This window comes from Roseivirga seohaensis (assembly GCF_001592945.1).
GTDB lineage: Bacteria > Bacteroidota > Bacteroidia > Cytophagales > Cyclobacteriaceae > Roseivirga > Roseivirga seohaensis.
Genome location: NZ_LRPB01000048.1, coordinates 252,681 through 265,600, shown reverse-complemented (window position 1 = coordinate 265,600; position 12,920 = coordinate 252,681). Strand labels below are relative to the sequence as shown.

Annotated in this window: 13 protein-coding genes; all 13 read left to right on the top strand. The window is 41.7% G+C overall.

Features of this window, described 5'->3' with window-relative positions; genetic code table 11:
- Positions 1-14 precede the first annotated feature (14 nt).
- The 13 genes from AWW67_RS15760 to AWW67_RS15700 all read left to right on the top strand — a co-directional run bounded on the left by AWW67_RS15760 (position 15) and on the right by AWW67_RS15700 (position 12,918).
- Positions 15-953 carry an NAD-dependent epimerase/dehydratase family protein gene (locus AWW67_RS15760; RefSeq protein WP_141655480.1) on the top strand — a complete coding sequence of 313 codons (939 nt, stop codon included), beginning with the start codon at positions 15-17 and terminating at the stop codon, positions 951-953.
- A 45-nt stretch (positions 954-998) separates the two neighbouring features.
- Positions 999-2,045 (top strand): nucleotidyltransferase family protein, encoded by a 1,047-nt coding sequence (locus AWW67_RS15755; protein WP_062302906.1) that lies wholly within the window; start codon positions 999-1,001, stop codon positions 2,043-2,045.
- The gene (locus AWW67_RS15750) at positions 2,042-2,728 is read left to right on the top strand and encodes an acylneuraminate cytidylyltransferase family protein (protein WP_062302904.1); all 687 of its coding nucleotides are present in this window, start codon (positions 2,042-2,044) and stop codon (positions 2,726-2,728) included. Before AWW67_RS15755 ends, AWW67_RS15750 begins: the two co-directional genes overlap by 4 nt.
- 20 nt (positions 2,729-2,748) lie before the next feature.
- Entirely contained in the window at positions 2,749-3,786 is a 1,038-nt protein-coding gene (locus AWW67_RS15745) for a hypothetical protein (protein ID WP_062302903.1), read from the top strand.
- A 46-nt stretch (positions 3,787-3,832) separates the two neighbouring features.
- Positions 3,833-4,909: a glycosyltransferase family 4 protein gene (locus AWW67_RS15740; protein WP_062302901.1), complete on the top strand. Its 1,077-nt coding sequence runs from the start codon at positions 3,833-3,835 to the stop codon at positions 4,907-4,909.
- A gap of 39 nt (positions 4,910-4,948) precedes the next feature.
- The gene (locus AWW67_RS15735; RefSeq protein WP_062302900.1) at positions 4,949-6,052 is read left to right on the top strand and encodes a glycosyltransferase family 4 protein; all 1,104 of its coding nucleotides are present in this window, start codon (positions 4,949-4,951) and stop codon (positions 6,050-6,052) included.
- On the top strand, positions 6,049-6,798 hold the full coding sequence (locus AWW67_RS15730) for an acylneuraminate cytidylyltransferase family protein (RefSeq protein ID WP_053223226.1): 750 nt from the start codon (positions 6,049-6,051) through the stop codon (positions 6,796-6,798). Before AWW67_RS15735 ends, AWW67_RS15730 begins: the two co-directional genes overlap by 4 nt.
- On the top strand, positions 6,788-7,717 hold the full coding sequence (locus AWW67_RS15725; protein WP_062302898.1) for a phosphoglycerate dehydrogenase: 930 nt from the start codon (positions 6,788-6,790) through the stop codon (positions 7,715-7,717). Before AWW67_RS15730 ends, AWW67_RS15725 begins: the two co-directional genes overlap by 11 nt.
- The gene (locus tag AWW67_RS15720; RefSeq protein WP_062302897.1) at positions 7,714-8,595 is read left to right on the top strand and encodes an NAD-dependent epimerase/dehydratase family protein; all 882 of its coding nucleotides are present in this window, start codon (positions 7,714-7,716) and stop codon (positions 8,593-8,595) included. The genes AWW67_RS15725 and AWW67_RS15720 overlap by 4 nt, the downstream gene beginning before the upstream one ends.
- A gap of 185 nt (positions 8,596-8,780) precedes the next feature.
- A complete protein-coding gene (locus AWW67_RS15715) occupies positions 8,781-9,443 on the top strand; it encodes an HAD family hydrolase (protein WP_071387157.1) in 663 nt (220 codons plus the stop codon).
- A gap of 6 nt (positions 9,444-9,449) precedes the next feature.
- The gene (locus tag AWW67_RS15710) at positions 9,450-10,559 is read left to right on the top strand and encodes a glycosyltransferase (protein ID WP_062302894.1); all 1,110 of its coding nucleotides are present in this window, start codon (positions 9,450-9,452) and stop codon (positions 10,557-10,559) included.
- Entirely contained in the window at positions 10,556-11,668 is a 1,113-nt protein-coding gene (locus AWW67_RS15705; protein ID WP_062302893.1) for a hypothetical protein, read from the top strand. Before AWW67_RS15710 ends, AWW67_RS15705 begins: the two co-directional genes overlap by 4 nt.
- On the top strand, positions 11,668-12,918 hold the full coding sequence (locus AWW67_RS15700; protein ID WP_062302892.1) for an O-antigen ligase family protein: 1,251 nt from the start codon (positions 11,668-11,670) through the stop codon (positions 12,916-12,918). Before AWW67_RS15705 ends, AWW67_RS15700 begins: the two co-directional genes overlap by 1 nt.
- Positions 12,919-12,920 lie beyond the last annotated feature (2 nt).

Below are 12,920 nucleotides of genomic sequence, written 5' to 3'. Positions count from 1 at the left end.
AACACCGCCACGTCTTGAGTCAGCCGGAAAAGCGCATGCTGGTTTTGGGTGGAAGCGGCTTTATCGGGAGCCACCTCGTGCAAGTTCTGAAAGAGCACAATGCCGTAAGCGTATTTGAGAGAAGACGGATTGGTGCAAAGGAGCAGGCAGGTGTACAATACATTTATGGAGACTTTGAGCAGGAAGACCTTCTAAGAAAATCTTTGGTAGGAATAGACACAGTGATTCATCTCATTTCTACTACGGTACCCAAGACGGCCGATGCCGACCCCGTTTTTGATCTCAATAGCAACCTGATGAATACCATTAGGTTGCTGAAAATCTTACCTGAAACCAGAGTCCGCAAGCTGATCTATTTTTCGTCAGGAGGCACTGTTTATGGAGAGCCCAAAACGGCCCTTGTCAAAGAAGACCATTCGCGGGAGCCTATAGGCTCTTATGGCATTGTCAAGTGTGCCATTGAAGATTATATTAGGTTTTATGCATCAAAAAACTACTTCGAGTACCTGATTATCAGGCCTTCAAATCCCTATGGGCCGGGGCAGATTTCTTATGGGCTTCAGGGAGTGATTCCCATTATTTTTGATGCGATTATCAACGATAAGGTCTTTCAGCTATGGGGAGGCGGCAGCCAGGTGCGCGACTATATATATATAGCAGATCTGATAGAGGCCGTACAAAAACTCATTGATGCAGCCTGTACAGGAGCTTACAATGTAGGTTCAGGACAGGGACATGATGTGAATCAACTGGTCAAAGCAGTGGAACAACAGATGGGTAAGGCACTGCAGACAAAGGTGGTTGAAACAGACCACAATGCTATTGAAAGGTTTGTGTTGTCCATTGACAAAATCGGGAAAGACACAGGTTGGTCTCCACAAACTGCGCTGGAAGATGGGTTAAGGAAATATCATCAGTGGCTCATGCAGCGCCTAGAAGAATCTGAAAGTTAATTGTCAATAACATCGCTATTTTTTTGAACAACCGGGAAACGAAAGATGAGGCACTATAAAGAACACCTGATCCTGAAAGGAACCACTGTATTAAAGGCCATGGCCCAGCTCAATATTCTGGCCAGAGATGCCATTTTGTTTGTTGTAGATGAAAATGATACACTGATTGGCAGCCTGACCGATGGTGATGTAAGGAGAGGGCTGCTCAAGGATTTTTCGGTACAGGATGAAGTGGAGAAGATCATTCAGCCCAACCCGCGCTACATAGAAAAGGGCGACTACCGACTGGAGCAGATAATTGAGTTCAGAAAAGGGCATTTTAAGATCATCCCCATTATCGATGCCAATAGGAAGGTGGTCAATATTATCAACCTGAGAGAATTACTCTCTTATCTGCCGGTAGATGTGGTCATCATGGCGGGGGGGAGAGGCAGCCGCTTGCAGCCCATGACTGATACCACCCCCAAACCGCTGCTTAAAGTGGGAGACAAAACCATCATAAGGCACAATCTGGATCGCTTGAAGCGTTTTGGAATGGACGACTTCTGGATATCCATTAGATATCTGGGAGAACAGATTGAGGAACACCTCGGCAACGGCACCCAGGACAATATTACTATTGACTACGTATGGGAAGATAAACCGCTCGGCACCATTGGAGCCGTGAGCAAAATCAAGAACTTTCAGCACGACTATGTATTGGTGACCAATTCAGATATTCTGACAACACTGGATTATGAGGACTTCTTTCTGGACTTCATTTCGCGCGATGCTGATATGTCTGTTGCTACTATTCCTTACAATGTAGATGTGCCCTATGCTGTGTTGGAAACGGAGAACAATGAGGTGCTTTCATTCAAAGAAAAACCCACTTATACTTACTATTCCAATGGAGGCATTTACCTGATTAAGCGGAAAGTGCTGGAGCGAATACCAAAGGATGAGTTTTATAACAGTACCGACCTGATGGAAGACCTGCTGAAAAACAATGGCAAGCTCATTTCTTACCCTATGCGTACCTATTGGCTGGACATAGGAAAGCCACAGGATTTTGTTAAAGCCCAGGAAGATATCAAGCACCTCGATTTATGAAGCCACTGGTAATTATTCCGGCAAGGGGAGGCTCCAAAGGGGTACCTGGTAAGAATATCAAACCGCTCAATGGTAAGCCCCTGATCAACTATACCGTAGAAGCAGCGAGGGCTGTGTTTCCTGATGAGCACATTTGTGTTTCAACCGATAGCTTTGAGATTAAGTCAGTGGTGGAAAAGACAGGCCTGCCGGTACCCTTTATACGACCTGCAGAACTTGCCACCGATACAGCTGGTACTTATGGTGCGTTGCTGCATGCCATGGAGTTTTATGAAAAAAAGGGCTACACCCCCGATACCATTATACTGTTGCAGCCAACATCACCGTTTCGTTCGGCCTCCCATATACAGGGAGCCATCGACCTGTTCGATGCAGTATGTGATATGGTAGTCTCTGTCAGAGAGACCAACGCCAACCCCTACTATGTTTTGAAAGAAGAAAATGAGGCTGGCTGGCTGGAAAAGTCAAAACCCGGAAATTATACCCGCAGACAGGACTGCCCCAAGGTTTATGAGGTAAACGGGGCTATTTATGTAATGCATGCCGCTGTGCTGAAGGAAAAACCCATTGGCAAATTCCAGAAAGTGAGAAAGTACCTGATGGATGAGCACTCTTCTATGGATATAGATACTAGGCTCGACTGGCAGCTCGCGGAGTTTGTGTTGAATTCAAAAGAAGATTGACCTAATAGATAGCCTCTTTCATGGCCAATATATTCACCATCTCCACCGCCACACACCTTCTGCAAATAGAAGAAGCCAGACACCAGCTCAGTTGTGAAGCTGATGACAACTACCTGATTGTATTTGGTCACTATCGCGACTGCTACGATCAGCTTCATGGCAAAGTAGATCCATCCTCCTGGACGGAAGTTTACTACTTTTATTCCTTTCTCTATTTTCTTTTTGACGACCGGGGCATTCCCAAACGTTACACGCGCATCTATAAAAGATGCCTTTATATGTTTGCCTATGGCAGACTGCTCAGAAGGATTAAGAAATGGGGAGCTATCAAAAAGCTCTTTACCGTCAACATCCTCTCCAATGATATCTATCTGAGAAGGCTGATGAATGAAGCAGATTTTGAGCGCATGGTGCTTTTTGATGATGGTTCATCGACCATAACCCTGGCAGATAAAATTGATCAGCAAGTGTCCGAAGGAAATAACCCGGTAGTGATCAATGAAGTAAGGCTGCCGGAAGCAGTCACCTTTTTTTCCAGCTACAGGATTAAACTGCACAGACCCGGAGATCAGCTGATCATTAATCAGTTCAACCTCCAGCAGAGAAAAATTAAAAACCTGGATAATTTTGGCGAAAAGGTATATTTTCTGGGAGCACCGCTTGGCAGAATCTACATGAAGCCGGACGTATACCTTACAGTGCTCCGAAGAGTGAGCAAGTATTTTAAAGGGCACGATGTGTATTACATTCCGCATCGTACAGAAAACAAGGCCGAAATAGACGAAGTAGAAAAAATATTCAAAATCCTAACCATTGATGCTCCTGCAGAAAAAATACTCATGGATGGCCAGGTAGAACGTCCGGCAATTCTTGCATCCTGTTTTTCAAGTGGTTTGGTCAATGTGTCCGCTATCTTTTCATCGACAGAACGCCTGAAGGTCAAAGCCTTTTACCTGAATAGTGAAGACTTATTGGTACACCATGACCGGATCAGAAAAATATACAGAAGTTTTGAAATGTTGGATCACAACAGAATAGAGGTTGTTAAGGATTACTGAACATGTAGAGCGAAATGGCACAGGTAGAAAAAAATGAGTTGAGTATATGAAAGTAATGATCATCAATGCACATCTCTCAAGGGTGATGGGAGGTTCCGAAGTAGCCTGCCATATCAACACAAAGGCCTTTGTGGACAAGGGGTATGATGTGGTTTATGGGGCAGTAAATGGTTATGATGACTCTGTTGAGTGGCCTTACCCGATTGTTGAGATTAACAAACAGGACCAAAAGGACCTGGCCACTTTTCTGATAAAGCAAAAGGTAGATGTGCTTTACTGGAACTATAATAAGAAACTCATATGGCCCAATTTTAAGAACATTCGCAAGGCTGGGATACCGATTTTCTTTTCCGTTAATCATGTCAATGATTTGCAGTATTACCCTAAAAAGAAACCCTACAAAAGTCCGTGGCTTATACTCAAGCACAACCTGAAGAAGGTCACCAAAGCATATCATTTCTTTCAGGCCCGTAAAATGATTAATGGCTACATTGCCATCAATAAGGAGCACTTAGGTCTTATCCCAGAGCGCTTTAACAAGACTTTTATCCCTTTCGGAGTGTTTGACGAGTATGTCGAGCCTGCCCCGACCCCCAGACCTTATGTGGTTTGGGTAGCCAGTATAAAAAAGGTCAAAAACCCAGAGTTATTTCTCGACTTGGCAAAAGCACTGGAGCATCTTGACATGGATTTTTACCTGATAGGCAAGGCTCAGGAAGAGCACTATGCCAGTTGGGGTGAAGAGGCAGAAAAGCAACCAAATTTCAGGTTTTTAGGTGGGCAGGAAATGAAAATGACCAATGGCTATATTAAAAACTCTAGGATGTTCATCAGTACCTGCGAAGCGGAAGGTTTTCCCATGGTCTATCTTCAGGCATGGGCTTTTGGCCGCCCTGTGGTTTCTATGAACTATGACCCTTCAGATGTTATAGAAGAAGAACATCTTGGCTATTGCTCTCACGGAGACTTCCAGGCGTTTGTTAAGCAGGTAGAGTCGTTGGTTACAGATAATGAAACTTATGAGAAGATAAGTACCTCCTGCAGGAAATACATCGATGAACACCACAACGTCTCCAGAAATGTAGATAGATTATATGCCTATTTCAACGAATCAAAGAAGTGATCAGGCTTGGTAGTTGAGGTCTGTCTGACTATTGAATAAATGACAAAACAGATTAAAAAACTGTTGTTTCTCACCGATACACGAATTCCCTCTGACAGGGCTAGTGCCGTACATGTGAGAAAGCTGTTGCCCGCTTTGAGCAATGTCGGTATTAAGGTTCAGCTGCTGAGTAATAAAGGTACAGGCATGGCCTGGCCCGGATTTACTGAAAAAATTGATCACTTTACTATAAAGTTACCGGGTATCAAGGGAGGTTTGTACTGGATGCTGTGGTTGTTTGCAAGGCGGCTCAAAAAGTATCAACATGATGCCATCTATTCACGGTTCGTGCTCTTTCCACTGATTGCGGATACCTCTCCTTATGTAATAGAGCTTCACGATGATGCTTGGAATAAAGGTTTCCTGTTCAAAGCAGCGATTAGCAAGGCAGCCAAACAAAAAAAATGTCTCGGATTCACCACAATTACTCACGCCATCAAAGATGATTTACTTGAAGCTTATCCAGCTCTGAATAAGAGAGTAGTTGTGATTGAGGATGCCGCTGGTTTACCCAACCCAGAATATCAGGCTGTTTTTAATGACCAGAAATATTTGAATATAGCTTATGTCGGGTCTTTTCATAAAGGAAAGGGTCTTGATGTGGTTTTACAATTAGCTGCCAAATTGCCCGAACATAACTTCATAATCATAGGAGGTAATTCCAGTGAAGTAAAGCTTTACAATGAAGTCAAGACAAAAAATGTAGAGATAAAGGGTTTTGTAGACCATGATGATATTTGGAAGTACATGCAACATGTTGATGTATGCCTGCTCCCGAATCAACCGGATGTGAGAACAGGAAAAAAGTCAAATATTGGAAAATACACCTCTCCATTAAAAATGTTTGAATACATGTCGTATTCCAAGCCTATCATTGCTTCTGATTTGGAAGTACTACGCGAAGTGTTGGATGATGATACCGCAGTTTTTGCTGCGCACGATAATATTCAGGCCTGGGTAAATGCTGTCAACACATTAATGAGTGTAAGCAAGCGAGAAGCCTTAGGTCAAAGCGGCCATAAAAAATTCATAGAAAATTACACGTGGGAGAAGAGAGCAGAACGTATCTTAGCTTTTATAAATGAGCAATTAGGAAAACAATGAACGTAGCCATTATCACTGCCCGAGCAGGCAGTAAATCCATAATCAATAAGAATATTTTAGAGGTCAAGGGAAAACCGTTGATCTATTATCCAATTAAGGCATCACTCGATGCCTTAAAAATCGACAAAGTATTTGTCTCTACCGATGGAGAAGGCATTGCCGCAGCAGCAGAGAAATACGGTGCTACCGTTATTCCTCGTCCTGATGAATTGGGCGGAGACACCATCAACCACGGAGATGTAATTAAACATGCAGTGGAATGGGTAGACGAGCGCTATGAAAACCTTGAAAACGTGGTTTTACTGCTGGGTAATACGGTATATGTGGATGGAGACATCATCGATAAATGCCTTCAGAAATTAGATGATGAAAAGGAATTGGATTCCTGTATGACTGTTTGGGAAGCACAGGATGATCATCCTTTGCGTGCCATGGAAATTACTGAAAATGGATTGTTAAGACCTTATGGCGGAGTAGAGCGCAATGTGTCTACCGAAAGGCAATCCTATCAAAAAGCCTATTATTACGATCAAGGCGTATGGGCTTTTAGAAAATATACAGTTCAAAGCCATGATGGACCCAACCCTTGGTGGTGGATGGGCAAGAACTCAGCACCAATCATCCGTACTTGGGTAACGGGTCGTGATATTCACACTTACTTTGATGTAGGTATCAGTGAATGGTGGTTAGAAGGACTCGATAAAATCAAAGAAGCACTAAAAAAATCTTCCGAAAATGGCTTATAAAATACTCACTACCACCTCTTCATATGGAAAAGTAGACCCTGCTCCTTTGGCATTATTGGAAGCAGAAGGATTTGAGGTTACCGTAAATCCCTATGGAAGAAAACTATCGGTGGAGGAATCTCAAGCAATTTTAAGGGACTATGATGGTTTAATTGCGGGTACAGAAGTCTTGAATGCTGAGGTGCTCGGCTCGGCTGAAAACCTAAAGTACCTTTGTCGCTTAGGGGCTGGCATGGACAATGTAGATTTTGAAGCGGCTAAAAAGCTAAATATTACAGTTGAAAACACCCCAAGTGCCCATGTGGATGGAGTGGCAGAACTTACCTTAGGAGGTATTCTTTCGTGCATGAGAAGCATTGCCAACGCTCACACGAATATTACGAATGGTATTTGGGAAAAGCCAATGGGTACGCTGTTAAAAGGGAAAACGGTCGGTATCATTGGTTTGGGCAGGGTAGGCTGTAGGCTTGTAGAGTTACTTAGCCCTTTCAAAGTAAAAGTATTGGCTTTCGATTTATACCAGAATACCGAGTTTGCTGAAAAGCATAATGTATCCTTTATAAGTCTGGATGAACTGATCAGCTCATCAGATATTATAACTATTCATACTCCATATTCGCCAGAAGCCAAACATATGGTTAATGCTGAATTTTTAGGCAAGGCAAAAACCAACTTGTGCTTGGTCAATGCATCACGTGGCGGTTTGGTAGATGAGGCTGCATTACTGGACTTTTTGAGCGTAAATCCTGCCGCTTCTGCTTATCTTGATACTTTCGAAGAAGAGCCTTATTCTGGCCCTTTAAGTAAAATGAAAAATTGTACGCTTACTCCTCATATCGGTTCTTATGCCAGCGAAGTAAGAATTAATATGGAAATGGAAGCAGCACAAAATGTGATTAATTACTTCAAAAAGAAATGAGCAAAGTTTTAGTAACAGGAGGTGCTGGATTTTTAGGTAGCCATATAGCCGATGCGCTTTCTGATATCGGGCATGAGGTTACTATTTTAGACCAAGTAGAGTCACCTTATTTACGTGAAGACCAAAGCTTCATTAAAGGAGATGTTTGCGATGCCGAAAAACTCATCGAGCAACTTTCGGGTTTCGATTATGTGTATCACTTAGCGGCATTGGCCGATTTAAATGCTGCCAAAGCACGACCGATTGAAACCGTTGCCATTAATATTCAAGGTACGGTCAATATGCTTGAGGCTTGTAGGGTGAATAATGTAAAGCGCTTTGTTTTTGGCTCTACTGTTTATGTGTACAGTCGCGAAGGTAGCTTTTACAGATGCAGCAAACAGGCCTGCGAAAACTATGTTGAAGAGTATTACAATCAATTTGGATTAGAATATACAATTCTCCGCTATGGGAGTTTGTATGGGCCACGCACCGACATGGCCAATGGAGTTTATCGTCTTCTGAAAAACTTCATGGATCAAACCGAGATGGAGCATAGTGGAAAATCAAGTGATAAGCGCGATTACATTCATGCCTACGATGCCGCTAGACTCAGTGCTTCTATTTTAGATGCCCAGTATGCCAATAAAAACTTGGTACTGACAGGTAATGATAAATTGGAAATTGCTGATCTCTATAAAATGTTTGGTGAGATACTGGGTAAAGAAGTGAAAGTGAGGTTTTTAGGCGATGAAGGCGCTACTAACGGACATTACAATATTACGCCCTACGCTTATACGCCTAAGATTGGTCATAAGCTAGTGTCAAACGAATATGTAGACATGGGACAAGGACTTATTCAGGTCATTGAAGAGATTGATTCAGGTTTATCAGAATGACGTTGAAAGTAACCGTCACGCTGAGGTTGAAGTTTGGAAAGCGAAACCGCTAGCGTCTGTCTGTTCGATGGGTCAGCACTAGAGACGGACAGATTCTTACGGTCATTCACGTTGTGTATCCACAAGTGAATTCCCTCAGAATGACGGTGAAGTGAGGTCAATAAGAATAAGAAACAAAACCAAAAATGATTCAAAAACCAATTTCATATACCGATTTAGTAAAGTACAAATGTATGTTCTTCGATTTTGACGGAGTGGTGTTAGAGTCAGGGGATATTAAAACCGATGCTTTTGTTGAGCTTTATGCAGGCACAGGGTTTGAAGAACAAGTTAAAGCACATCATTTGGCCCATCAGGGCGTGGCCAGGTATGAAAAATTCAAATGGATTTCTGAAAACCTTTTAAATCAAGAGCATACCCAAGAAATGGGAGAGGAACTGGGTAAACGTTTCTCTGAATTAGTAAAAGCTAAAGTATTGTCAGCACCCTTTGTTCCTGGATTTAGAGAATTGATCACCTTTATTAGACAACAAAATATCTATTGTGTGGTGGCTTCTGGAACCCCACAAGAAGAGTTAAGAGGTATTGTGATCAATCGCAAACTAAGTCCGTTCTTTGATGAAGTATATGGAAGCCCAAGAAAGAAAGCTGAGATTGCATTAGAAGTGATGGAGAGAAAGGGTCTTCAACCAAAAGACTGCCTCTTTTTTGGTGATGCCAGCACCGATCATCAAGCCGCAGCACAAATCGATATGGATTTCTTTGCTCGATTAACTCCAGAGCTTTCCGATTATTGGGAGAAAGTTACCTATAAGTATGGCGCTAGCGATTTCTCTCAAGTTCAATAATTACGCATGTCAAAACGGTTAAAGATACTTTTTGTAAGGCCTACTTTGGGCTATGGCGGAGCCGACAGGGTAACGGTAAACTTGCTTCAAGCCTTTGATAGAGAAAAGTTTCAATGTGATTTAGCCCTGATGCGGGCAGAAGGAGAGTTTATCGACCAAATCCCTAAGGATGTCCAGCTCTTCGACCTTAAATCTAGCTCACTTTGGCCCATGTGGAAGCCACTGAAAAAGTTGATTTCAGAAAGTGATTATGATGTAGTTTACTCTACCTGTGGAGGCGCTTCTATGCCGATGATGTTGGCCGCTTGGCTCAGTGGATACAAAGGAGTCACTGTGGTTTCGGAAAGGAATATTCTTTTTCCACCTAAAAAGAGCAAGGCTAAAAGAAGGTTGATGATTTTTATCAAAGCTTTTCTTTACAAAAAAGCCACTTGGGTAACTGCGGTATCAAAAGGAGTGGCCAAAGAGTGCAAAGATATTCTTGGCGTACCGTCATCACGTATTCGAGTAGTACATAATCCAATTGTGAATACGACATTGTTGGAGGGTGCTAAAGAAAGAGTTGATCATCCATTCTTTAATCAATTTGACCAAATCATATTAGCAGCAGGTCGTTTTGAGTGGCAGAAGGATTACGATACACTTCTGAAAGCATTTCAAAAGGTGACTCGAGTAAATAACAATGTTGGCCTATTTATTTTGGGCAAGGGGCCGTTGGAAAGCCATTATCGGGCTATGGTTTCAGAAATGCAATTAGACGATAAGGTGTGTTTTGCAGGTTTCGATAAGAACCCTTTTAAATATATGGCTACTGCTGATATTTATGTTTTGAGTTCACGACACGAAGGAATGCCTGGAACGCTGGTGCAAGCGCTAGCCTGCGGTGCCCCCTGTGTGTCTACAGATTGCCCAACCGGACCCAATGAGCTGATTACTGATGGCAAAAATGGGTATTTGGTGAATGTGGGAGATGATACTGCCATGAGCGAAAGGGTTCTCCACTTATTAGAAAACCATGATTTGAGATCCAAGTTTTCTATAGCCGCACCAAAGGCAGTACAATCATATACAGAAGAGAATGGAGTGCAGTCGTATTTTGATTTTCTAGACAAATGAAACTAGCCATACTTATCACCAATCCAAATCACCATTTGGAACTCACAATTGATGCTGCGAAACAAATTAAGGCAAAAGGACATCAGGTAACTTATGTTTCGCTTTGTGAGCTTAGAAGAATGGCGAGTCCAGAAGATATCCTTAAAAGTGAAGGAATAGACTATATTAAATTTGGCAACCTTTCTGAAAACCTGAAGCCGAGTTCGGGAAAAAAAGCGCTTGGTAATAGCGACTCTTTGTTACGGTCTTTGGTCAGAAAAGCTTTTTGGGTGCTTAAATTGAAAACTTTTATAAAGAAATCGTTTGCTGGTTTTGACAAAGTCTTGCTCATGAATGACGCGGCTTTTCCAGGTGACGAAATTTGCAAATGGCTTAAGCGTAAATCAATTCCCTTTTATTTGATGCAGGAAGGGATTAGATTCCCTTTACCCAACGAAGCTGAGGTGAAATATGGGGGGAACGGAGCCGTAAAAGTGATGGCTTGGGGCGAACGCTCCGCTAAACATTTTCGACCCATTGCAACTCAAAACACGGAGGTAGTCGTTACAGGGTCACCAAGGTTTAATAAATTTCTGGCAGATATCGAACCGCGTTTAATAAGAGATAGTAATCAAAAAGTTCTAGGAATCTTTACCAACCCCATTGATGATCAAGGTTTTTGTAGCCCTCAAGCTAAGCTAGAGTTATTTGAGCAATTTGTGATGCGAGCTACTCCGCAATTAAAGCGTATGAATATTCAGTTAGGTATTAAATGTCACCCACGGGAAGATGTTCAAGAGTATCTAATCGTTGCCAATAAGTATTTTCCTACAATTGAATTACCAGAATTCATTGTAGAAGCCATTTTGGCTGTGGATGCAGGAGTAATTATGGCATCTACTGTAGGTTTAGAGCTTTTGGGTGCCAAAAGAAAAATTGCGCAATTGGAAATCCCTAATTATGGATATGTTTTCGATTATCATGAAAGCGCTGATGTTTTAAAAATCCCAGTTGAAGGAGGCTTTGATTTGTCCGTTCTTTTCGGAGCACAAGCTGAAATTTCCTATTTTTACGAACACATTGCCATAGGGAATGCAGCCCAAAGGATTACTTCCGTTTTAACAGAATAATGTTAGCTATTTTCAAACATACATTAGGAGCAAAAGGCTGGCTGAGGGCGTGGGCTATTTATTTAATTGCTTTTCCCTTTTACTTTTTTCCAGCAGGAAGTGCGCAGCCATCTGATATTTTAATAGTCGTAGTGATAGGGTTGTATATTATGGCCCGAAAGTTCAAGCTTCAGGGGTTCGTAAAAGAGCCTTTTACAAGGTTCTTAAGATTTTGTGTTTACCTCACAGTGGTCAATTTCGGTGTGTTTATCTCGCTATTGGGGGAAGCAAACAAGGGCTTACCATGGTTTGTATTTAGTGCATTCTATTTTTATAATTTGTTAGTGATGGGCTTTGCATTGTCACTTTATAAGCAATATGGAAAGAATTTTCTATACACATCAGTTTATAGTTGTCTAATTGCTGCAGCGCTTCAAATAGGACTCTCATTCGTTTTAGATACTGGAGGCGAAGGTGTTAGAGGTGCCTTGTTTTTCACCAACCCCAATCAATTAGGCTATTATTCGCTTTGTGGTTTGGCCATTGTGTTGGTGCTAGAAACTATGATTAAAATCCCTAAAATTTGGGTGTATTTAAGTTTTTTTCTTTTTAGTTACCTAGCACTAGTTAGTGTTTCGAAGGCGGCCTTGGGTGCTATGGCAATTCTATTTGGAGCCTATTTAATTGCTAATAAAATTTTCTCAATTAGAAATATACTGGCTATAGTGGTAGTTGGAGGTTTTGGTTTTTTTGGTTTAACGCAATCTGAATTTGGAAAAAGATTTCAACAGAATTTAGAGACTAGAAATATAAATGAAGCAGATAGACCCGAAGAAATTACAGAATGGCAGTACCGAGGCTACGACCGAATTTCCAACCACCCTGAATACTTAGTTTTTGGTGCAGGAGAGGGGGGCTATAACCGCTTTGACACTTTTATTGAAAACCATGAAATTCATTCATCCTTTGGTACAATAGTTTTTTGCTACGGCATACCTGGTACAGTCTTATTTATAATGTTTATTTTCTCTTTACTAAAAAAACTTCCTTGGTTTTATTTGGTGTATTCGCTTCCGCTTTTTGCCTATGGTGTAACACATATGGGTTTGCGATTTACTGTTTTTTGGGTGGCGTTAATGATGTTTCCTATTATTAGAGCTGAGCGAAATAAGATGAAACTAATGCAAATGTACCTAATGAAGAAGAGAGAAAAAGAGCGACAAGAGAAACTGTTTAAACAATCAACTGTACTTAGTCAAAATGCTTCTTGAGT